The organism is Cyclobacterium qasimii M12-11B, from assembly GCF_000427295.1.
Taxonomy (GTDB): Bacteria; Bacteroidota; Bacteroidia; order Cytophagales; family Cyclobacteriaceae; genus Cyclobacterium; species Cyclobacterium qasimii.
Genome location: NZ_ATNM01000142.1, coordinates 48944 through 72091, shown reverse-complemented (window position 1 = coordinate 72091; position 23148 = coordinate 48944). Strand labels below are relative to the sequence as shown.

At 38.4% G+C, this 23148-nt stretch carries 21 protein-coding genes and 2 pseudogenes; 14 read left to right on the top strand and 9 right to left on the bottom strand.

Annotation, left to right across the window (positions count from 1 at the left end):
* Window positions 1–21: 21 nt before the first annotated feature.
* Window positions 22–807, bottom strand: a complete 786-nt coding sequence (locus tag ADICYQ_RS18305) for a TIGR02757 family protein (RefSeq protein ID WP_020891800.1) — start codon at window positions 805–807, stop codon at window positions 22–24.
* Window positions 800–1360 carry a hypothetical protein gene (locus ADICYQ_RS18300; RefSeq protein ID WP_020891799.1) on the bottom strand — a complete coding sequence of 187 codons (561 nt, stop codon included), beginning with the start codon at window positions 1358–1360 and terminating at the stop codon, window positions 800–802. The genes ADICYQ_RS18305 and ADICYQ_RS18300 overlap by 8 nt, the downstream gene beginning before the upstream one ends.
* 149 nt (window positions 1361–1509) lie before the next feature.
* On the opposite strand from ADICYQ_RS18300, the gene ADICYQ_RS18295 reads away from it, so the two are divergent.
* From ADICYQ_RS18295 to ADICYQ_RS18285, 3 genes are read left to right on the top strand one after another with little or no spacing between them, the layout of a single operon-like run.
* Window positions 1510–3090 carry a peptide chain release factor 3 gene (locus ADICYQ_RS18295; RefSeq protein WP_020891798.1) on the top strand — a complete coding sequence of 527 codons (1581 nt, stop codon included), beginning with the start codon at window positions 1510–1512 and terminating at the stop codon, window positions 3088–3090.
* A 24-nt stretch (window positions 3091–3114) separates the two neighbouring features.
* Complete coding sequence (locus ADICYQ_RS18290; protein WP_020891797.1) at window positions 3115–3846, top strand: RluA family pseudouridine synthase; 732 nt, start codon at window positions 3115–3117, stop codon at window positions 3844–3846.
* A 15-nt stretch (window positions 3847–3861) separates the two neighbouring features.
* Window positions 3862–4719, top strand: coding sequence for a TraB/GumN family protein (locus ADICYQ_RS18285; protein WP_020891796.1), 858 nt, complete (start codon window positions 3862–3864; stop codon window positions 4717–4719).
* On the opposite strand, the gene ADICYQ_RS18280 is transcribed toward ADICYQ_RS18285, so the two are convergent.
* Complete coding sequence (locus ADICYQ_RS18280; RefSeq protein WP_020891795.1) at window positions 4714–5433, bottom strand: TVP38/TMEM64 family protein; 720 nt, start codon at window positions 5431–5433, stop codon at window positions 4714–4716. The two genes, ADICYQ_RS18285 and ADICYQ_RS18280, sit on opposite strands and share 6 nt — an antisense overlap.
* Window positions 5434–5535: 102 nt before the next feature.
* Between ADICYQ_RS18280 and ADICYQ_RS18275 the strand changes: the two genes are divergently transcribed.
* Window positions 5536–6675 carry a cystathionine gamma-synthase gene (locus tag ADICYQ_RS18275; RefSeq protein WP_020891794.1) on the top strand — a complete coding sequence of 380 codons (1140 nt, stop codon included), beginning with the start codon at window positions 5536–5538 and terminating at the stop codon, window positions 6673–6675.
* A 108-nt stretch (window positions 6676–6783) separates the two neighbouring features.
* On the opposite strand, the gene ADICYQ_RS18270 is transcribed toward ADICYQ_RS18275, so the two are convergent.
* From ADICYQ_RS18270 to ADICYQ_RS18250, 5 genes and pseudogenes are all read right to left on the bottom strand, one after another.
* Complete coding sequence (locus ADICYQ_RS18270) at window positions 6784–7512, bottom strand: hypothetical protein (RefSeq protein WP_020891793.1); 729 nt, start codon at window positions 7510–7512, stop codon at window positions 6784–6786.
* A gap of 2 nt (window positions 7513–7514) precedes the next feature.
* Complete coding sequence (locus tag ADICYQ_RS18265; protein WP_020891792.1) at window positions 7515–8477, bottom strand: DUF8465 domain-containing protein; 963 nt, start codon at window positions 8475–8477, stop codon at window positions 7515–7517.
* 226 nt (window positions 8478–8703) lie between these two features.
* Window positions 8704–11477 (bottom strand): annotated as a pseudogene (gene leuS, locus ADICYQ_RS18260) (leucine--tRNA ligase).
* A 126-nt stretch (window positions 11478–11603) separates the two neighbouring features.
* Entirely contained in the window at window positions 11604–12548 is a 945-nt protein-coding gene (locus ADICYQ_RS18255; protein WP_020891788.1) for a hypothetical protein, read from the bottom strand.
* Window positions 12549–12630: 82 nt separating this feature from the next.
* Window positions 12631–13527: a mechanosensitive ion channel family protein gene (locus ADICYQ_RS18250; RefSeq protein WP_020891787.1), complete on the bottom strand. Its 897-nt coding sequence runs from the start codon at window positions 13525–13527 to the stop codon at window positions 12631–12633.
* A gap of 209 nt (window positions 13528–13736) precedes the next feature.
* On the opposite strand from ADICYQ_RS18250, the gene ADICYQ_RS18245 reads away from it, so the two are divergent.
* The 4 genes and pseudogenes from ADICYQ_RS18245 (at window position 13737) to ADICYQ_RS18230 (ending at window position 18364) form a co-directional block, all read left to right on the top strand.
* Window positions 13737–15278 (top strand): GNAT family N-acetyltransferase, encoded by a 1542-nt coding sequence (locus tag ADICYQ_RS18245; RefSeq protein WP_020891786.1) that lies wholly within the window; start codon window positions 13737–13739, stop codon window positions 15276–15278.
* Complete coding sequence (locus ADICYQ_RS18240; RefSeq protein ID WP_020891785.1) at window positions 15260–15823, top strand: KdsC family phosphatase; 564 nt, start codon at window positions 15260–15262, stop codon at window positions 15821–15823. Before ADICYQ_RS18245 ends, ADICYQ_RS18240 begins: the two co-directional genes overlap by 19 nt.
* A gap of 23 nt (window positions 15824–15846) precedes the next feature.
* A pseudogene (gene kdsA, locus ADICYQ_RS18235) lies at window positions 15847–16693 on the top strand (3-deoxy-8-phosphooctulonate synthase).
* A gap of 81 nt (window positions 16694–16774) precedes the next feature.
* A complete protein-coding gene (locus tag ADICYQ_RS18230; RefSeq protein WP_020891782.1) occupies window positions 16775–18364 on the top strand; it encodes a L,D-transpeptidase family protein in 1590 nt (529 codons plus the stop codon).
* Between the two features lie 19 nt (window positions 18365–18383).
* Here ADICYQ_RS18230 and ADICYQ_RS18225 read toward each other — a convergent pair whose 3' ends face one another.
* Complete coding sequence (locus tag ADICYQ_RS18225; protein ID WP_020891781.1) at window positions 18384–19112, bottom strand: murein L,D-transpeptidase catalytic domain family protein; 729 nt, start codon at window positions 19110–19112, stop codon at window positions 18384–18386.
* 609 nt (window positions 19113–19721) lie between these two features.
* Between ADICYQ_RS18225 and ADICYQ_RS18220 the strand changes: the two genes are divergently transcribed.
* The 6 genes from ADICYQ_RS18220 to ADICYQ_RS18195 all read left to right on the top strand — a co-directional run bounded on the left by ADICYQ_RS18220 (window position 19722) and on the right by ADICYQ_RS18195 (window position 23127).
* The gene (locus tag ADICYQ_RS18220; protein WP_020891780.1) at window positions 19722–20132 is read left to right on the top strand and encodes a 6-pyruvoyl trahydropterin synthase family protein; all 411 of its coding nucleotides are present in this window, start codon (window positions 19722–19724) and stop codon (window positions 20130–20132) included.
* Window positions 20092–20793, top strand: coding sequence for a GTP cyclohydrolase I FolE (folE, locus tag ADICYQ_RS18215; protein ID WP_020891779.1), 702 nt, complete (start codon window positions 20092–20094; stop codon window positions 20791–20793). The genes ADICYQ_RS18220 and folE overlap by 41 nt, the downstream gene beginning before the upstream one ends.
* A gap of 180 nt (window positions 20794–20973) precedes the next feature.
* Entirely contained in the window at window positions 20974–21654 is a 681-nt protein-coding gene (locus ADICYQ_RS18210; RefSeq protein ID WP_020891778.1) for an SDR family NAD(P)-dependent oxidoreductase, read from the top strand.
* A gap of 81 nt (window positions 21655–21735) precedes the next feature.
* The gene (locus ADICYQ_RS18205; protein ID WP_020891777.1) at window positions 21736–21999 is read left to right on the top strand and encodes a hypothetical protein; all 264 of its coding nucleotides are present in this window, start codon (window positions 21736–21738) and stop codon (window positions 21997–21999) included.
* Window positions 22000–22054: 55 nt separating this feature from the next.
* Window positions 22055–22498 (top strand): hypothetical protein, encoded by a 444-nt coding sequence (locus tag ADICYQ_RS18200; RefSeq protein WP_020891776.1) that lies wholly within the window; start codon window positions 22055–22057, stop codon window positions 22496–22498.
* Window positions 22498–23127, top strand: a complete 630-nt coding sequence (locus tag ADICYQ_RS18195) for a flavin reductase family protein (RefSeq protein ID WP_020891775.1) — start codon at window positions 22498–22500, stop codon at window positions 23125–23127. Before ADICYQ_RS18200 ends, ADICYQ_RS18195 begins: the two co-directional genes overlap by 1 nt.
* Window positions 23128–23148 lie beyond the last annotated feature (21 nt).

The window sequence follows — 23148 nt, the reverse complement described above, 5'->3', positions numbered from 1 at the left end:
GTTTCAAATTCATAAAACCTTTTACTTTAGGCCTGCCTTTTCCTCATTTTGCAACACCCCTAATCCAAATAAAGCAAAATCATATTTTACAGGGTCGACTGCGTCAAAAATCCGTAAGTTCCTTGTTAATTCCATCGCTGTAAGCCAGTCTGTTTGTTTCCTTTGGATCAACCCTAAGGACCTGCCTATTCGATCCACATGAAGGTCGCAAGGGCAAATTAATTGAGATGGAGCTATTTTATCCCAAAGGCCAAAATCCACTCCCATGTCATCCTTTCTCACCATCCACCTCAAAAACATATTGATCCTTTTGCATGCGGACTTCTTTTTTGGGGTTGCAACGTGCTTTCTGGTGCGCTGCGGTGCATCAGGGGATTGAAAAAAACTGTCATGAAAATTAGTGAGAAGCATTTCCATGGCATCAATATCAGGAGTATAACCAAGGGAAAAAGCATGCTCAAGGCTGTGGTTTTCGCGGTAATACCTTGAAAAAAAATCGATAAAATAGAGGGTATCTAAATCATTAAAAGTGCGGTGTTTGAATTTCATCAATTGTTTCAAGTCACTCTCAGAATGGTTTAAAACAAAATCATAAGGGCTATTGCCCATCATGTCCATTAACTCCAGACTTTTATTGATAATGGTTTTGCGTTGGCCCCAAGCGAGAACTGCAGCAAAAAACCCTGAAATTTCAATGTCTTGTAATTTCGAGAATCGATGGGGTATAGAGATGGGATCATTCTCAATAAAAGAAGGCTGATTAAAAAGCATGACCTTTTCATCCAGAAAACCCTTTAGATCATCCATCTGTCAGTACCACTTTTACCTCACCACCTTGAGTACCATCAAACCACTTAAGCAATAAAGATTGCTCGTCCTGCTCTGCTACATGCCAGTCAAAGCACTTAATATTTGCCAGACTTGTTATTTTATCTTCTTCAGGATCATATAAGCAGATATCAAAATCAGGAATATTAGCCAATTCTGTCGTGTTCCATTTTTCCAGCAACCATCCTTCCTTCAGAATAATGACTCGTTTTCCAAAAATATCATCCTCAAGAACGGACGGTATTCCATCTGTCCGACGAATATGGTAACACTCAGGCCCAAAAATTATCTGCTTATGAAGCTTTCCTTCAATCAGACTTGATTCATCTGTTAGTAAAACCCATTCTGATTTACTCAATATTTTAGGCACAGAACCGCTAAATTTGGTCAAAAAAGATGAAACCCACGAAAAGAAAAGGGTAATACCGATAAACACCAACCCAAAAGTTGCCAGAATGGGATAAGTCAGCACAAAGATGGCATTCCAAATAAATTTGAAAAACCTGTGGAAGAAAAGTTCAATTGAATTCATTTATAAACTGATACAATTTCAAAATTAAGGCAAATTAGTCAAACAAACAAAATTCAAATTTTCCTAAACAATACTTATACCCATCAGGATAATGCCTGACATTGTCAACTGATTTACCTACCTTTGCACGCTGAAAACACCTATGCACCATGACCCTAACTCAAGAGATAGCGAAAAGAAAAACTTTTGGAATTATAGCTCACCCTGATGCAGGTAAGACCACATTAACAGAGAAGATGCTGCTTTTTGGAGGTGCTATCAAAACAGCAGGGGCGGTAAAATCAAATAAAATAGATACTGCTACCAAGTCCGATTGGATGGAGATTGAAAAGCAGAGAGGAATATCTGTGGCTACCTCTGTAATGGGTTTTGAATATAAGGGGCAGAAAATAAACCTCCTTGACACTCCAGGTCACCAAGACTTTGCAGAAGACACCTACCGCACGCTCACAGCTGTGGATTCAGTGATTATGGTTATTGACTGCGTAAAAGGGGTGGAAATTCAAACTGAAAAATTAATGGAAGTATGCAGGATGAGAAAAACACCTGTTATTTGCTTTATTAATAAACTCGATAGAGAGGGCCGTGATCCTTACGACTTGTTGGATGAAGTGGAGTCCAAATTAAACATAAAGGTAAGACCCCTCTCATGGCCCATTTCCATGGGGAAATCATTTAAAGGTGTTTACAACCTTTATGACAAACAATTGAACCTGTTCACCCCTAGTCAACGAAAAATCAGTGATGACAGGGTTGTAATTGAAGATTTAAGTTCCGAAAAACTAGATGAACGCATCGGAACCAGTCTGGCAGATCAACTTAGAGAAGATGTAGAATTAATTGAAGGGGTTTACCCTGATTTTGACCCTAAGGAATATTTGGAAGGCACTGTTGCCCCTGTATTTTTTGGCTCTGCAGTTAACAATTTTGGTATCAAAGAAATGTTGGATACATTTATCCAAATAGCTCCTAGCCCAAAAAGCCGACAGACGGAAGAACGTGAAGTAAAACCTGATGAAGATAATTTCAGCGGATTTATTTTCAAGATTCACGCCAACATGGACCCTAAACATAGGAACCGTATCGCCTTTTTACGCATATGTTCAGGGACATTTCAAAGGAACAAACCGTATAACCATGTAAGAGGCACCAAACCACTTCGTTTTTCTAATGTCACTTCCTTTATGGCTCAGGACAAAGAAATAATTGAAGAAGCTTTCCCTGGTGATATCGTAGGACTTTACGATACAGGGAATTTGAAAATTGGGGACAGTTTAACTGATGGTGAGAACCTAACTTTCAAAGGCATCCCAAGTTTTTCCCCGGAAATTTTCAGGGAAGTAGTAAACAAGGATGCTATGAAAACCAAGCAACTAGAAAAAGGCTTGCAACAATTAATGGAAGAAGGGGTTGCACAACTCTTTACCTTTGAAATAGGATCTAGAAAAGTAGTAGGCACCGTAGGCCAACTTCAATTTGAAGTAATAAAGTTCAGGTTGAAAAATGAATACAATGCCACTGCGGATTTCGTTCCAATGAACCTATATAAGGCTTGTTGGATCACCAGCACGGACAAAAAGAAATTGGATGAGTTCATCCGTTCAAAACAAAGGCATATCGCAAAAGATAGAAATGGGAAATTAGTATTCATGGCCGAGACCAAGGCCTGGTTACAAATGGTTCAGGACAATTTCCCTGAAATTGAATTCCATAATACATCAGAATATTAACCTATTTATCAAACCTGAGAAAACATGAAAAAGCCATTTAATGTAATATTTGAGGACAATCACTTGCTGATAGTCAACAAATCTGCTGGGATTTTGGTCCAGGGAGATAAAACAGGCGACAAAACGCTTACAGATCTTTGTAAAACCTATATAGCAAATAAATACAACAAACCGGGAGCTGTTTTCTTGCACCCAGTACATAGATTAGACCGTCCTGTCAGTGGGGTGGTGGTTTTTGCAAGAACCTCAAAGGCATTGGAAAGAATGACTGCCTTGTTCAGGAAAAGAGAAGTTCACAAAGTTTACTGGGCATTGGTTAAAAAGAAACCAAGAGAAGAGGCAGGGAAATTAACGCATTGGTTGGTAAAAGATTCCGACAGAAACGTTTCAAAAGCTTACGACAAGGAAGTTCCAGAGTCCAAGAAATCTGAAATGACCTACAAAAGGTTAGGCAAATTAAACGATCATTGGTTACTAGAACTCCGTCCTGTTACAGGACGACCACATCAGTTGCGTGTGCAATTGGCCTCCATGGATTGCCCTATTAGAGGAGATGTAAAGTATGGCTTTCCAAAGCCAAATCCAGATGCAAGCATTAACCTACATGCTTTTCATTTGGTATTTGTTCATCCTATCAAAAAGGAGAAATTAATCCTAAGAGCCGCTTTACCTGAGGAAGCATTTTGGGAACAATTTTTGGAATTTGAAAATGTAAAATCAAGTGACCGCCATTTGGACAAAACTTTTAGCGGTTAAAAAGGTAATATTAAAATGTTAAAGGGAGCTTACTTTATTTGGCTGTTTTTTCTGGGATCTTTAACTGCATTTGGACAAGAAGAAGAGGGTGTGTTTTGGGAAATTTCAAGTCAAAATAACCCTAACCCCTCCTATCTTTTTGGTACTATTCATCTTATGTGTGAAGGAGATTTTTCGCTGAATACCAAAATAGCTGGCAAGATATCGGAATCAGATGTTCTCGTGCTTGAAATAGACATGGATGACCCTGATCTACAAGCAGCAATGAGCGAGAACCTCTACAATAAAGGCGGCCAAAAGATCAATGATTTTCTAACGAAAGAAGAGTACCAAAATGTCCATACTTTCCTAAAAGAAAGAACAGGAATGGACATGGACATGCTACAGGAAATGCACCCAATGGTACTGATGTCACTGATCTACAACAACTTACTTGAATGTGAAACAAAGTCTTTTGAAAATGAATTAATGATCCTTGCAAAAGCAGCCAAAATGGAGGTGATGGGACTAGAGACTATTGAAGACCAGATGTCTCTTTTTGACCTTATCCCACTAAAGGATCAATACCAAAGCTTTTACAGTTATGTAAATGACTTAGAAAAAGGACAGGAAGAGTTTAAAAAGTTAATCAAAGCCTATAAGGAAGAGGATATTCTCGACCTATTTGAAATGGTTTCCGAAAGTCCAGAATACAAGAATTATCAAGATGAGTTCATTTCTGACAGGAACAAGAATTGGGTAGCCCCTATGACTCAGATAATGAATGAAAATAGTGCTTTTTTTGCCGTTGGTGCCGGGCATCTTGCAGGGCCCAATGGCATCATTACCCTTTTGAAGGACAAGGGTTTTGAAGTAAATAGGATTCAACTATGAATGGGCATTTTTGCCTGGCTTGGTAAAGAAACTATAAATACCCCACACGCTTACTAACAAAAGCCCTCCTATCAACAAATATTGCCACACTGAAGCATTGGAGGAGAGCGCATCCTGAATACTTCCTGCAAATGCACCTGAAGAAAACGCAAGCAAGGTTCTTGGCAGCATCCCAACAAAACCAAACCACAAGACCCTCTTCAAACCGGTATCTAAAAGTGCGAAAACCAAATTAGAAATGGCAAAAGGGATAACAGGACTGATCCTGATATAAAAGATCAATTTCCCCATTTGCTCCTTTTTATCGTGGATCAATTGACTTGCCTTTGGATAGGGTTCCAAAATCCATTCAAGGCTATCTTTCTCCAACACCCTACCCAACAAATACCCTACTGCGCTTGCCAGCGTATAGGATAATACCAGATATGGAAATGCTTGCCAGCCAAATAAAAAACCTGTCACTACTGCGAAAAAAGTGGTTGGCACCAATGCCAACCCCATTAGTACCGTTCCGGTAAGGCAGTATATTAAGGCTATATTGGGTTGATCAATTGGTAGTAATTCTAGCTCAGCCCAATTCCTGTAAATCCAGTTTCCAAGGGTAACAGCACCTATTGTCGGAAGTATGCTTACCCAAAGAATAGACACTAAAACCCAGGGGCTTTTGCTATAGATATTTCTAAAATGCTTGAAAATAGGAGGTTTTTTGTCCATCTTTGGACAAAACTAAAAATAATTCTGACTAATATTTAATCAAATACAGGCTTTAGATAGGAAATTGCCTTATTTGGTATAATAACCCTATATATTTGACTTATGAAATTTGCTACAAAAGCCATACATGCAGGGATCAAACCAGATCCAGGCACAGGGGCAATCATGACCCCTATCTTCCAAACTTCAACTTACGTACAGAAATCGCCAGGTGATCATAAAGGTTTTGAATACTCCAGAACCCAAAACCCTACCAGACAAGCGCTAGAAAACAACCTTGCAGCATTGGAAAATGGCAATCATGGATTGTGTTTCTCTTCTGGGATGGCTGCCATCGACTGCCTATTGAAATTATTGGAGCCAGGAGATGAAGTCATCAGCACTAATGATCTTTACGGAGGTACTTACAGGATTTTCACTAAAGTTTTTTCAAAATACGGGATAAAATTTCATTTCGTAAACATGGAAAAACCAGAAGACATCTTGCCACTTATCAGCAAGAATACAAAGTTGATATGGGCAGAAACGCCCACTAACCCTATGATGAACATTATCGACATCAAAGCGCTAGGGGAAATAGCAAAAAGTCATAAGGTTCTTTTTGGTGTGGACAATACTTTCGCCACACCCTTTCTTCAAACCCCGTTAGACTTAGGTGCTGACCTGGTAATGCACTCAGTGACCAAATACCTTGCTGGCCATTCAGATGTTGTCATGGGGGCTTTAATAGTCAAGGACAAGAAACTTGCAGATGACCTTGCGTTCATTCAGAACTCCTGTGGAGCTGTACCGGGTCCTCAAGATTGTTTTTTGGTACTTAGAGGTATTAAAACTTTGCACCTTAGAATGGAAAGGCATTGCCAGAATGGCAAAACAATAGCTGCCTATCTAATTAACCACCCCAAGGTAGATAAAGTCTTTTGGCCGGGTTTTGAAGACCATCCTAACCATCTGGTAGCCAAAAAACAAATGAAGTATTTTGGCGGCATGATTTCTTTCACCCTGATAGGGAACAAAATTGAGGATGCCATTAAAGTATTGGAAAGTTTTGAAATTTTTGTTTTGGCGGAGTCTTTAGGTGGAGTTGAATCCCTTTGCGGTCATCCTGCTACAATGACACATGCCAGTATTCCTAAATCTGAAAGAGAAAAAGTAGGCTTATCAGATTCCTTGATCCGATTAAGTGTAGGAATTGAGGATGCTGAAGATTTAAAAAATGACCTTGCTCAGGCATTGGACTAAATTAAGGAAGCATTTTCTTAAACAGATATTGACATCTATTGTCGATATCTGTTGTTAATTCTTTGTGGTTTTTCTTTAGAAGGGTAAGAACCGGTTGATACTTTTTACTTATGTCTTCTTTTTACCTAAATGACTACCAAGATGTTGAAGTAGCAATTGATTCTTATGCCAATCCACCATCACTGTTCCCAAGGCATCTATCTCCTCATGGACTTCATGGGTAAAAATACTATTTAGTCCGATAGATAATCTTATCTTTTCTAAAACAGTAACTTTCTTAAGGCCTTTATAGATTTCACTTATTGTTTGGGCGTCAAGTCTTGTTTTGGTCCCGAATTGGAAGTATTCCACTTCCTCATTGATGATTTGATTAATGGCTGTGTTAATACTCAAAATAGACATCCCTTTTGAATATTGAAAAATGTTTCTGTAAAGATCCTCCCATTTTTGCAATGGTATTGATAAGATCAATTCATAAACATCAGAATAGACCCTGTTTTTATCTGAGGAGATGAGTTTTTCATAATCCGGATAGAGTCGCTTATTGGCATGCATATAGGTTAAAAAACCATCTTGAATAAACCGAATATGCTTTACTTTCCGAAGGTTTTTGTGCAATACCTTAAATGGAGAAAGAATTTGACTAATCTCACGCTTCTTTTCAAAATGCGCCCTTTCCAGCAGTTGAATATAGACACTGAAAAAATCCAAATGAGATTCAAGCTCAATTGATTTTTTTGATTTTAACTTTTTTGAGAGCTCCTCAAACAAAGCCTTACCGGCATCGTAGTGCTTATCAAAAACATGTAAAATCAGCGGTAAGGTAGACGATTCCATCGCTATTCGTTTATTTTTACTGTTGTAGCTCCGTATCCGAAATTAGTCTTCTGACTATCCTTAAAATATTTGATCCCCTTTAACTGACTCAAATATTTATGGATATTCTTTCTTAAAACACCATTTCCTATGCCGTGAATAAAAACAATCTCATCCATCGCTGAAACAATTGCATCATTCAGATTCGTTTCAAACGTTTTCATCTGCAATTGTAACATTTCACTATTGCTCATCAAGTCGAAATCATCCGACAACTTCTCAATATGAAGATCCACCGAAGCAGGAGGCCTCTTAACTTTAGCTGTAGGATAAATGTCTTGCGGTTTTGGATTGAGATCCTGATTCAATTTACTGACATTCAATGTGTTTAAAGTGTCATCAATCCTGAAAAAATAGGCATCTTTATTCAGCAATGGTGCTTTGCCCATACTTTTAAAAAATGATGAAGCTTTTAATTTGACATTCCTTACCTGAACAGGCTGCTGCTTTTCAAATTGCTTGTTCAATAAAACCATCATTACACTAAAAGGTGGCCATTGCTCAAACTCCTGAAGCATCTTCTCCCCTATTTTGGTAAATGACTTGGCTTTAACCACACCTGCACCTATATTTTTTGTCTTAACACTTTGACTCTCGTCAAAAGAATAAAGGCAATCTTTGGTTGAGTTATTTACAAGCACCAAATCATGCAGCTGATCATTATAAGGAACATAGGCCAAATAAACGCCCTCCGCTTTGTCAGAAGCGTTACTTTTCGGAACGCTGGAAAGGTAACTTGTAGACTTTTTGGGTTTTGTATCAAAATAAGATTCTTCAGCCTCATTGATAAGCACCAACTCAGATTTTAATACTGGAATTCTAAACCCATCTTCAATTTCAATTTCAACCTGCCCACCAGAAGAAAGCTTGGTAATAACACCTTCCTCCTTTCCATGCAGTAACCTTACCTTATCCCCTATGTTCATATTCCAAATTTACCAAATAGATTGGGGATATTCACAATTAATTCCTTTTGATTCCCCGATTTCATTTAATATCTACGTTTGAAAAAACATTTGCATACTGTACCCAGTCTCTTTTCGAACATAGTAAATTAGGTATAAAAAAGCCCAATTCAGATTGAATTGGGCTTTTTGAAATTTTCAACTTGAACGAAGCAATGGGAATAGTTAAGCTATTCCCTATTTCCGCTTAGAGTACAATGTTCACGATTTTACCAGGAACGACGATGACCTTTTTAGGTTTCTGGCCATTTGTCCATTTCTGAATATGTTCGTCAGCAAGTGCTGCTTCTTCTATTTCCTGTTTTGAAAGGCTCAATGACAATTCAATTTTCGCCCTCATTTTACCATTGATAGACACAGGATATTGGTGGCTATCTTCCGTAAGGTATTTCTCCTCTGCTTGAGGGAATTCGGAATTAATAATTGATTCTTGATGTCCTAACCGTTCCCACAATTCTTCAGCAATATGAGGTGCGTAGGGAGACAACACCACCAATAGTGGCTCCAGAACATCCTTGTTATTGCATTTCAAGGCAGACAATTCATTTACACAAATCATAAATGAAGAAACAGAGGTGTTGAAAGCATGTCGCTCTATATCTTCCTCCACTTTTTTCATTGTTTTATGCAGGGATTTTAGCGCTTCTTTAGAAGCAGGTTTGTCTGATACATTCCACTCCCCGTTTTGGTCATGGAAAAGTCTCCAAAGTTTTTTCAAAAACTTAAATACACCATCAATTCCGTTTGTATTCCAAGGTTTAAATTGTTCCAATGGACCAAGAAACATTTCATAAAGCCTTAATGTATCAGCACCATAGCTCTCAATGACATCATCTGGATTGACCACATTGTATTTGGACTTGGACATTTTTTCAACTTCCGCACCGCAATTGTACTTGCCATCTTCAAGAATGAATTCAGCGTCTTTAAGATCAGGTCTCCAATTTTTAAAAGCTTCCAGATCCAGTTGATCATTGTAGACTATGTTTACGTCCACATGCATTGGGCTTACTTCGTGCTCGCCGATCAATCCATGACTTACAAAAGCATTGGTGCCTTTCTTGCGGTAAACAAAGTTGGAACGACCTTGTATCATTCCTTGATTGATCATTTTTTGAAAAGGCTCCTCAATAGAAACCAGGCCTCTGTCAAATAAGAACTTTGTCCAAAACCTTGAATAAAGCAAGTGACCGGTAGCATGCTCAGCTCCTCCTATATACAAATCAACAGCTCCCCAATAATCAGCTGCAGTTTTACCAACAAACTCCTCTTTATTATTGGCATCCATGTACCTAAAAAAGTACCAACTTGAACCTGCCCAACCTGGCATGGTACTCATTTCCAATGGATAAGTTCCCGATTCCGTTTTATAAGTCCAGTCTTTTGCCCTGCCCAGAGGTGGAGCTCCATCTTCTGTAGGTAAATATTTATCTACTTCAGGTAACCTTAGAGGTAAATCACTCTCATTAATAAGGTAAGGTAAATTATTTTTGAAATATACAGGAAGTGGCTCACCCCAATATCTTTGGCGCGTAAAAATAGCGTCCCTCATTCTATATTGAATTTTGCCTTTTCCTATTCCTTTTTCTTCAAGAAAGGAAATGGCTTTATCCATAGCCTGCTGCATTTTCATTCCACTTATAAAGCCAGAGTTCATGATAGTCCCACCTTTGCCAGGAAAGGAACCATTGGACATATCTCCTTCTAGTACTTGTCTTTTCTCTAAGCCAAAATGATTTGCGAAATTAAAATCTCGCTCGTCATGGGAAGGCACAGCCATAACAGCCCCTGTTCCGTAACCAGCCAAAACATAATCAGCTATCCAAATTGGAATTTTTTCTTCATTGAATGGATTTATTGCATAACTACCAGTGAATGCCCCTGAGATAGTTTTCACATCTGACATCCTGTCTCGCTCTGACCTGTTTTTAGCCTGAGCTACGTAGTCAACAGCTGTCTCTCTTTGATCCTCAGTGATCAAATTAGCTACCAACTCATGCTCGGGAGCTAACGCCAAGTAGGTCACTCCATATATGGTATCAATTCGCGTAGTGAAAACCTTGATTTTCTCATCATGCCCTTCTACATCAAATACCATTTCAGCACCCAATGACCTACCAATCCAATTCCTCTGCATTTCTTTGACAGGATCAGGCCAGTCAAGACCTTCCAATCCCGTGAGCAAACGTTCTGCATAAGCAGTTATTCGCATGCTCCATTGCATCATGCGTTTTCTTTCTACAGGATGTCCACCTCTTTCAGAAAAGCCATCTTTGACCTCATCATTCGAAAGCACCGTACCCAAGGCACACACCAGTTGACAGTAGTTTCTGCCAAATAGGTTAGCCTATATCTTAAAAGTGTTTTTTGTTTTTCCTCATCAGAATAATTATTCCAATCTTCCTTGCTAAATGCTTCAGTATCCTCATCGCAAGCTGCCTTGAGGCTTTGATTTCCATCTTTTTCAAAAACTGAGATAAGATGGCCTATCGACTGGGCTTTATTGGCCTCTAAGTCATAATAGCTATCAAAAAGTTGCATGAAAATCCACTGTGTCCAACGGTAGTATTCAGGATCTGAAGTCCTTACTTCCTTGGTCCAGTCAAATGCAAAACCTATGTTTTTAAGCTGTTCGGTATATCTTTTAATATTCTCTTCGGTAGTTATCGCCGGATGTTGACCAGTCTGTATCGCATATTGCTCAGCTGGAAGTCCAAAAGAATCATACCCCATCGGGTGCAATACATTGAATCCTTTTAACCTTTTATAACGCGTAACAATATCAGAGGCTATATACCCCAGTGGATGCCCTACATGTAGCCCCGCTCCTGATGGATATGGGAACATATCCAAAGAATAAAATTTAGGCTTATTTGCTACAGGATTGGCATTGAAAATTCCCGTTTGCTCCCAACGGTCCTGCCATTTTTTTTCAATGGTGCGAAAATTATATTCAGACATTTTCAGTAATTGTAAAATTATTGGTCAATTCAATCCCAAAAGTATAAAAAATATCCCTATTCATTTCGAATATAGATGACTATATGTGAATCACTCCGTAATTAACAAAAATAACCAGCGAAAAAATTACCTAAATTTAAATCCTCTATTCCTTTTGCTGAATATCCAATTGTCCCAAATATCTAGAGAGAAATAAATTTCAGCACCAAAGTTTAATGTGAAATAACCATCGTATCGTGCCCCCGGTTCATTAAGGCGCGGGTCACCGCTCCCCCTTCTGGCACTCCCTTTGGTATTCCTTATTAATTCCACATTGGGTTCGCCATTTGGGAGTAAAAACCTGTCTTCCCTGATAGAAAAACGCAAACGGTCCGGATCCAGCCCTGTTATATAATCTTCTATCAATTCCTCATAAAACCCAGAGATGTTGAATGCACTAACATCATCAAGATGATCTGAAAGTGTAAACCGATAACTCCCTTCAACAAAAAAGTCCATGTAAACATTTGCCTTGTATTTAAAGCCAAGTCCCATGGGAAAGACTGTAACTATCTCATTATAGTATTCATTTTCAGTCCTTAAAGGGCGCAAATTCACCCATTCCCCACTGTAAAGTGTTTGTGGGTTATTCGTAGTCGCTCCTATTCCAAAAAACACGTATGGATTATAAAACTCTCTAGAGACGTAGTATACTTTTACAGGATACAAATAGTATTCAACCATTAATGCTGCCTCAAAGTTTCTACTTCTAAAATTCAAATTTCGCGGTATCCTTCCACTCTCAGGGTCTGCGTGATCGTCTTGCCCGGAAATCTGGTAAAACCCAATATCTCCCCTTGCTTTCAAATTTGTACCAAAAGTATAGCGAGCACTTAATCCAACATTATAATCTGGTTGAATGCCTTCTTTGTATTCCCAAAGGGCGTAGAGATCCCCGAAATATTGAGAAGGTCCACCTTGTATCGAAAATGACCATGGTTTCTCACGAGCATACCGGTTAAATCCTTGAGCAAATATTTGATTTGAAATCGCTGTTAAAAAAAATGCTATAAAAAATATTTTCTTGGTCATCTTTCTATGGTACCTTATCCTTTGCTATTAACCTATTGGCAATAACCCCCCTAAAGGTAAATAGAAACAGGAAATAAAAAAATTAGTCTGGTGCAATTTTATCTAAACCTGAGCGGATATGTATATCCCTTTGAGGGAATGGAATCTCTACTTTCTCCTCTACAAACTTTTTGAAAATCTCGTAATACAACTGACTCTTCAAAACATTTGGCTTGGTGGTATATTCAGTTGTCCATACCCTAAGATTGAAATCTATACTACTATCATTGTATTTATCAAAGAGCACATCGGGTTCGGGTTTCATAAGCACCCCGGGATTCTTTTTAACCACTTCCAGCAAGATGTTCTTTATTTTCTCAGGATCTTCCTTATAAGAAACCCCTACAGGTATATTAAACCTTATATTATTATCATTATGAGACCAATTGATTACAGCATTGTCAATAAACTGACTATTAGGGACTATTATTGAAATATTATCATTTGTAAGTATCGTGGTAGATCTTGCTGAAATCGACATCACATCGCCATATACATCATCTACTTCAATTCTATCCCCTACTTTTATTGGCCTTTCTAAAAGAATAACCAATCCACTTATGAAATTATTCGTTATATTCTGAAGTCCAAAACCTATACCCACACCGACAGCTCCTGCCAAAATACCAAGAGCACTTAAGTCTACATTGCTGTTTTGCAAAATGGTGACCAAACCGATAATGATCAAAAGGTATTTAAAGATGGTTGCTATGGATTGACGAATACCAACTTCCAGTTTGTATTTGGCTAAAACCTTATTGGCGAGAAATTTTCGCGCCAACTCAGATACGACAAAAACCAGAATAATTGAAATGGTTAAGCCTAAAAGCAAGCCTAAGGTTAGCGTTGTTTCTCCAAACATTAATAATTTCAAATTGAGAAACTCGTTTATTTTCTCAAGAAATTTACCCTCTTTTACATCTTTTAAGAATTCATTCATATAGTGTGGCACTAACCATTAAAACCTAAAAAAACATATGTAAGCTACGGATAAATAAATAAAAAAATTTGTTTATCTACCTTTAAAGTAACACGCTTAGGAGCAAAAAGTTAAATTTAATTTATTGAAGTTTAAAAATCCCTCTAAATTTTCTTAACTACTCCCATTAAGCCATCAATTTAGGTACATTTGTTGCTAATTTTATTCCCATGAGTAAACAAAAGGAAGAACTCGAACACAGGCTTAAACTCAGAAATATCAAACATTCTGATTTTAATGACATTCGTGAAATAATGGTTTCTACTTATAAAACCCAGGCAATGTCCTGGACTAAGGAGGAATTCAAGAATCAACTTAATGCCTTTCCTGAAGGGCAAATTTGTTTGGAGGACAATGGTAAGGTCGTAGCTGTAGCAATGAGCCTTATAGTAGACTATGCCAAATATGGCGACAGCCATTCCTATGGGCAAATCACTGGATTTGGCAAATTTGACACCCACGACCCCGATGGAGACACACTTTACGGCACGGATGTGTTTGTAGACAAAGAATACAGAGGCTTGCGTCTAGGCAGAAGGCTTTATGATGCGAGAAAAGAACTTTGCGAGAACCTAAACCTAAGGTCTATAATCGCCGGAGGAAGAATACCAGGTTACAGCAAATTCGCTGATCAAATGTCTCCGAGAAAATACATTGAACTGGTAAAAAACAAAGAAATATTTGACTCTGTACTTTCCTTTCAACTGGCCAATGAATTTCACGTCAGGAAAGTAATCACCAAATACCTTCCTGAAGACACAGACTCCCGCGCCTACGCCACCTTACTGGAATGGATCAATATTTATTATGAAAAGGATGAAAAATTAATTGGGAATAAGAAAACTATTGTAAGGTTAGGGCTCGTTCAATGGAAGATGAGGCGATTCACTGATGTGGACGATTTGATGCAACAGGTAGAGTTTTTTGTAGATACTGTTTCTGATTACCAGTCTGACTTCTGTTTGTTCCCTGAATTTTTTAATGCACCATTATTAGCAGGTTTTAACAAAATGGATGCTTCTGAAGCAATTAGAAACCTCGCCGATTACACAGAAGAAATTGTAAACCGTATGCGGGACTTGGCATTGTCATATAATGTCAACATTATCGCTGGAAGTATGCCTGAATATGATGGCAAAAAACTCCGTAATGTAAGTTATCTATGCAGAAGAGACGGCACTATGGACAAACAATACAAACTTCACATCACTCCTGATGAGCAGTCTTACTGGGGCCTTCAAGGAGGGAATCAAATAAAAGTATTTGACACAGATGCTGGAAAGATAGGTATCCTTATCTGCTATGATGTGGAATTCCCTGAATTGGGCCGCATATTGGCAGAGAAGGAAATGGATATCCTTTTTGTACCATTTTGGACAGACACTAAGAATGCTTACCTGAGAGTAAGCACCTGTGCTAAAGCCAGAGCCATTGAGAATGAATGTTATGTCGCCATCACCGGTTCTGTTGGCAACTTACCTCGTGTTGAAAACATGGACATCCAACATTCTCAGGCAGCGATCTACTCTCCTTCTGACTTTTCTTTTCCACACGACGCAATTATAGGCGAAGCGTCCCTAAACACAGAGACCACTATTGTGGCAGATGTAGATCTGGGGTTATTGACCAAGTTACGTAAAACAGGCAGTGTAAGAAATCTTGAACAACGGAGGTTGGACTTGTATTCCATCCAATGGAAAAACAAGCGATGATGGATTACTTCAATACTAACTTTGAAGAAGTACTTAATAAGGCCAGAGAAATAAAACTTCTGGTAACTGATCTCGATGGCGTACTAACAGATGGAGGAATCATTTTGGACGACAATGGTATGGAGTACAAAAGGTTTCAGGTAAAGGATGGGCAAATCATCCCTTACCTTCGTGATAACGGTATAAAAACTGGTATAATCACTGGAAGAAATGTATCTGTATCCAAAATCCGATGCGAACAAATGGGAGTAGATTTCCATCTGCATGGCATTCGGGAAAAGTGGCCAACTTTATCAGCTGTTATGGAGGAAATGGAATTAAATCCGAATCAAGTTGCTTATATTGGAGATGATATAATCGATCTGGAACTGTTATTAAATGTTGGTTTTTCAGCAGCTCCTGCAGATGCAATACACTATGTCAAAGAAAAAGTAGATTATGTCACCCTAAAAAAGGGAGGGCAGGGAGCTTTTAGAGAATTAGCTGACTTAATCCTCTTTGCTGGTGGAAATCTACCTTCAATGCCTGCTAAAAACCTTACCTAATATATAAATTATTGAAGTCAAAAATGGAAAGAAGTCAGCATACAATGACCATAGGAAAAAACCTGATATTGGGTGGAAGCCAACCTATTTTATTTTCAGGTCCTTGTGCAGTAGAAAGCCTGGACATTTGCCTCGAAATAGGCAGTACTGTTAAAGATCTTGCCGCAAAACACGGTTTTGGATACGTCTTTAAGGCTTCTTTCGACAAGGCAAACCGAACCTCCTCTGATTCTTATAGGGGTATTGGACATGAAAAATCTTTACAAGTACTTCAAACGGTAGGCAATACGCTTAATGTACCTTTGGTGACAGATGTACATGAAAGCTATCAAGTAGAGGCTGTGGCTGATGTAGTCGACGTTTTGCAGATCCCAGCTTTTCTTTGTCGGCAAACAGACCTTTTGATAGCCGCAGGAAAAACCGGTAAAGCTATCAAAATAAAAGAGGTCAGTTTATGGCACCCGAAGACATGCAATATGCGGTGGACAAGGTTCGGTCTACTGGCAATAACAATGTGGCGCTTACTGAAAGAGGTTTTTCTCTCGGTTACCATAATCTTGTGGTAGACATGCGCGCCTTACCAATCATGCGGCAGTTCGCTCCTGTAATATTCGATGTCACCCATAGTGTACAACAGCCGGGTGCAAATAAAGGAACAAGTGGAGGTCAACGCCAAATGGCGCCCTACCTGGCAAGAGCAGCTGGAGCAGCTGGAATCGATGGTTTTTTATCGAAACCCACCCAAATCCATCTGTAGCATTAAGTGATGGACCTAATATGATCCCTCTTGAAGACATGGATGATTTTCTAGCCATGCTTAAAAGTGCCTGGATGCTAGGAAATCAATTTAAAAATTATTCGCTGTCATGAAAAAAGCAAAGTATTGTTTCTATTTACTACTGGTAACCCAAATGGTTTTTTTTAAGGATCGAGGTCTTTTCACAAAACCAATTGGTAACAAACGAAATCAGAACGATACTGGAAGGGGATAGCACTTATTTGAATATCCTCTTCAACGAAAGCCCCTTATATTCAAGCACAGAATTACCTGTCTTTTATTCCGACAGGGCATTTGAACCTGGGTGGTCTGAAAACCAAACATTCACATGCAACGCACTGGAATTGCGATTGCTTATACAAAATGCAGCATTCGAGGGCTTAATTCCGGAAGACTACCACCTTGTTGCCATCAATCCTTATTTTGAAAAATATTTCTCAGGGACTCCGTTAACGGCACATGAATTGGCCAAGGTTGATTTCTTGCTTAGCGATGCATTCATCGTTTATGCCAGTCACATTTACGGGGGGAAAGTTCACCCGGAGCATATCAATGGATCCTGGGAAATCATGCAAAAAGGCAACGAGCAAAAGGTTGTAGAAAAACTTCACTTAGCAGTTTCCCAAGGCAATGTCAGGACACAGTTATTCAGCCTTCAACCGAAGTTCGCCATTTACACCCGGATGAGACAGTCCATGATCAAGTACATAGGACTTCAAAAGAACCAAAGCGCTAAAAACTGGAAAACCATAACGATAAAGGAACCAATCGAGCTTGCGCAGGCAAGCCCCGAGGTGAAAATTATCAGGGAAAGGTTATTGTTCTGGGGAGATTTAAAAGCTTCCCCTATTCAATCCGAAAATGTGGAAGTATACGATTCTCTTTTATTGAATGGTGTTAAGGTTTTTCAGGAAAGAAACGGCTTAAAGGCTGATGGTGTTTTGGGAAAGGCCACTATTGATGCTTTGAACAAGAGTCCTCTAGAGGTCATCAAACAGATCGGCGTGAATATGGAACGCTTAAGGTGGCTTCCTGACACTACTGTCCAGGAAATGATACTTGTAAATATTGCCAATTATGCCATGGATTTTATCAGTAAGACAGACACCTTATTGCACACCAATGCCATTGTAGGTAAATCGTATAGAAAAACGCCTGTTTTCAATGCTGCAATGTCTTATTTGGTGTTTAGCCCTACATGGACAGTGCCTCCTACCATATTAAAGAATGATGTCCTTCCATCAATCAAGAAAAATCAAAATTATCTGGCGTCTAAGAACATGCGGATTCTCGATTATTCAGGAAAGGAAATCAATCCCTCTGAAATCAACTGGAATACTGTAACCAGCAAAAACTTCAAATATATGATAAGGGAAGACCCAGGAGCACATAATTCTCTTGGGAAGGTGAAATTTATGTTTCCGAACAAGCACAATGTATACATTCACGACACCCCTGCAAGAACGCTTTTTTCCAAAGAAGAAAGGGCTTTGAGTTCGGGATGTATTCGTATCCAACAGCCATTTGAGTTGGCCAAGTTATTACTTGCCGACCAACCTTTGTGGACAGACGAGCTGATAAAAAAAGCAATGGAAGCGAATAAAGAAAAATCTGTTACGCTTACTAGAAAAATTCCTGTCATCATTCTCTACCTTACTTTTTGGACAGATAGCAAAAACACTGACCAGGTTAGAAAGGATATTTATTCAAGAGATGATGAGCTTTTCGATTTATTACAAAAGCCTTTGAAGGATTATTTTTAAAACTGAGAGGTAGTGGGAATTACCCTGCTGTAAAACGCCCAATATAAGCGGATTGAGTCCTATAGGTATTTTCACTGGCGTGAATAAATAAACAGCTTTTATTCTTTATTAAATCAATTATTTCTTTAAAATTATCGTCTGGTAATGCTGGACAGCCCAAGCTTCTACCCAACCTGCCATGAAGCTTAACAAATGAACCCTCAGCATATTCAGCAGCGTGCATTACGATTGCCCTTAACCGAGCATTATCATTAATCCCTTCTTCCATTCCATCCAACCTTAAAGATTTCCCATGCTTTCCTATGTATGTTTCAGCAGTAAGGTAAAAACCAAGACTACTCATATAACTCTCCGGAACATTTGAGAATTTTTCGGCGTGAAGCCCACCGGAGTTTCTCCCATGAGCCACTAATGAAACATATTCCAGCTCTTGGTTTTGGATGTCTATTATCCAAAGCCTTTCCTCAGAGGATGGCAGGTCAAAATCAATAATTGTCAAAGGTTTACCTTCTTCAAGTAAGCCATCATTCACCATTTTCTGATAACCTTCATATGCCATCACCAACACTTCTTTCTTCAACGAATTTTGATCCGATCGAATACGCTCCCAAATAGTGGCAACTGAAGCGGCTACCTTATCTGAGCTTGAATTAGGCTCAACTTTTTTAACAAGCTCAGGTAATTGCGTATTTTCAAAGGAAAAAACCGGACAAATAATCAGAAGTGTAAAGGCGAGAATTTTAATCATAAAATATTTAGTTGAAAAGAAGTTTTAAACAATAAAGCAGAGCTGTAAAATTGAAATCCGTCTCTGAGAGGTTGAATTAACATCTGAAATATTCGCTTTAGAACCAATCCTCCCATTTCATTAAGTATAACAGCACTATATATTCAAAGATTCCAAATCCCATGGAATTCTCCTCCACTTGAAAACCCAGACAGTCAAAGGCTAAGCCAAAACTACTCCTAAATTACAACAGTTTTTAAGGGGAAATATTTTGCTTCCCTCAAAAAAAATTATCGGCCTTTATCCCGCAATTTTAAAATAATCAGAGTAATTAGCCATACCTGACCCAGTGAAAAACGAAGCCTCAAATTATGCTGATTAATACTTAAAACAGCCCACTTTTATCACCTTTTTCACCGAGTTAAATTTAACCAATAAACCAACATTAACCATTATTTAATTAATTTTGAACCGATACCCCCTAATTATTTGTTCTCACGGTTGGTATAAAAAAAAGCGATTAAAGCGAGTTATAAGTCCTTTAACAAAAAAGCTGCTTTGCGATTTTTATCCTTTGGTGATTTAATACTATCAAAAAAACAAAAACACAGATAGTCTGTTAGACAATTTATGAAAATAGCCATCTACCGAAAAGAACATTTTAATGCGGCCCATAGGCTTCACAACCCAAAGTGGTCGGAGGAAAAAAACAAAGCCGTTTTCGGAAAGTGCAACAATCCCAGCTATCATGGTCACAATTATGATTTGGTCGTAAAATTGTCTGGTCCTATAGACCCTGACACTGGCTATGTCTATGACATGAAGAAACTGAAGGATGTAATAAAGGAACACATAACAAGTAAATTTGATCACAAAAACTTAAATTTAGATGTCGATGAATTCAAAAACCTTAATCCAACTGCAGAAAACATTGCTGTGGTTATTTGGAATATTTTGAGAGAAGAAATTGAATTAAAATACGACTTAACAATTCGATTATATGAAACAGAAAGAAACTTTGTTGAATTCAGCGGGGATTGATCTCAATCAAACCATTGACGACTTAGGCGACGAACATATTTCTTCCTCCCATGAAACACCATTGAGGGAAGATGCTTTTGAAATGGACGATGACCTAAAAATGGAATTGATTGAAAAACATTTTAAAGGAATCATGAATATACTTGGGTTGGACCTTACCGATGACAGTCTCAAAGGAACGCCCAAGAGAGTAGCAAAAATGTTCATAAAAGAAGTTTTTTCGGGGTTAGACCCAAAAAATAAGCCTGAGGTAAAATTATTTCAAAACAAATACCGGTACAATGAAATGTTGGTAGAGAAAGACATTACTTTTTTCTCCCATTGCGAACATCATTTTGTACCCATTTATGGAAAAGCACATGTCGCTTATATTTCCAAGGGCAATGTAATCGGATTATCTAAAATCAATCGGATTGTACAGTACTTCGCCAAAAGACCTCAAGTTCAGGAAAGGCTTACGGTCCAAATAGGCAATGAACTAAAAATGGCATTGGGAACAGACGATGTTGCAATAATTTTAGATGCGGACCATATGTGCGTATCAAGCAGAGGAGTAAGAGACACAACCAGTAGCACTGTCACCTCATTTTATAGTGGACAATTTGAAAATGATCCACAAAAAAGAAATGAATTCCTGAAATACATTTCCATGGCCAGGTAATAGGCCCTAAGTTACCGCTATAGCATTCAACAAGCTTCATTAGCAAAGCTGCCACCCTTAAATGATGGCAGCTTTTTTTATTCACTTTTTATTTTTTCAGAGGATATCCGACTTTTCAGTAAAATTTATTAAACAATTTGTTCATTAATTCATTCTAATAGATAAATAAAGAATGGATCAATGAAGGGAAAGAACATAGTAATTATAGGAGGAAACAGCGGTATAGGCAAAAAAGTGGCAGAAACACTTTCCAGTGAAGGGGCCAAAATTTATTCTTATTCAAGGTCTAAAACAGGTGCCAATCAATTAGACATCTTAGATGATTTTGAAGAAATACCAAATTTACCGGAAGTTGTACACGGCTTGGTATACTGCCCTGGGACCATCAACCTCAAACCTTTCAAAAGACTTAAAATTTCAGAATTTAGGCAGGATTTAGAAATTAATTATTTGGGGGCAATTAAAGTACTTCAAATTTTGGAAAATTCGTTAAAAAAGGCCCAATCTGCCTCTGTAGTACTTTATAGTACCGTGGCCGTTCAGACAGGCTTGGGTTTTCACAGCTCGGTAGCTGGAGCAAAGGGAGCCATAGAAGGACTTACGAGATCTCTGGCTGCTGAATGGGCAGTCTCTGGAATCCGAGTAAACGCTATCGCCCCATCCCTTACAGACACCCCCTTAGCAAATGCTTTACTCTCGACCGATGACAAGAAGGCTGCTGCTTCGAAAAGACACCCACTAGGAAGGTTTGGAACAGTTGAAGACATTGCCTCCTCAACTGCATTTTTATTGTCAGATAAATCCTCCTGGATTACCGGTCAGGTATTAAAGGTAGATGGTGGTATGTCAGTTATTAAATAATTATTTAGGTCACTCCTACTAGTGGATTAATAAAAGTGAAGATCGCAAAGGGATCGTTCCTAGCACCAAAACAGCAGAGAAATGAGGACTCCACCGGAATCATATTTAATTTTTAAAGCGGAATTAAAAAAGGCGAAACTTGAAAAAGAGCAATTAAGACAAGAGTATGAAGAAAATTTAGCTGATATAAATCGAGAGCTTTCACGATTAAAAGAACAAATTTCAGCACAACAGGAGCTAATGAAAACCACTATCAACTATGCCATGAAGCTGGAAGATGATTTAGGGAATTTCAAAAAGGAAGTTGAAAGCAAGAAAAACGAAAGCAAAAGCTCTTTTCATTGAATCTATTACTCATTTTAACCGTAAAAATAGGTAACAGGCAAGAAATTAACCAATTATGACCGACACCTTGAATAAATCTGCACTGCAAAATTTCGAAGTTTCTTTTGAAGAAAAGTACGCCCAAGTTTTGACGAATAAATCTGAGGGAATAATCATTTGTAAACTATTGGTCGACTATGTACCCATAGCCGATTTTAAAGCAATCTTTCATCAAATTACTTCAATCATAAAAGAAGGTACTTATCATAAATTTATTTTCGACAAAAGGGCTTTGAGGGCTTTTCATCAGCCAAGTATGGAGTGGTATTTTCTGGACTGGAAAAAAGAGGTTTACCATTATGGAATCAAAACCCATAGAAAAATATTGCCCGATGAAGCCTGGTTTGTAAAGATGGTCATGATCGCAAAAAAACAAATCCTTGAGGACCATCCGGGAAATATAATCAATGACCTGGACATGAAATATTGTGACACTTTAGAAGAGGCAATCCAAAATTGATGAAACATTTCACCAAAGAAGCCCTGCTAGCAGCAGGCAAATCCTATAACCGAAATTTCGTAAATAGCTTAAGTGGGTATAAAAGCTTAAACCTAATAGGAAGTATTAACGAAGAAAGTGCAGAAACCAACCTGGCGCCATTTAGTCAGGTTTTTCATGTTGGTGCCAATCCTCCCACTGTTGGTATTTTATTCCGCCCTCATTCAGTTGAACGACACACTTTGGAAAACATTCTTCAAAATGGCCATTTCACTTTAAATCAAGTCTCGGAATCCTTCTATAAAGAAGCGCACCTTTGTAGCGCCCGATGGGATAAATCAGAGTTTGAAGCGACAGGACTTGAGGAAGAGTACCTAAATAATTTCAAAGCCCCTTTTGTAAAAGAAAGCCCGTTAAAAATCGCTTGCCTTCTGAAAGACAAAATCACATTGGCTGTCAATGAGACGGTTTTAATTATCGCAAGCATTGAAGAAGTGTGGGTAAAGCCACAGGCCGTAGAAGAAGATGGTTTCATCGACCTCGACCAACTGGGAACGATCACCGTATCAGGAATAGACAGCTACCATTCTGTAAATAAACTGGACAGGTTGCCTTATGCCAAGCCATTTAAACCAACAGAGAAAACATAAAAAATCCTTATCGGGTTTTAA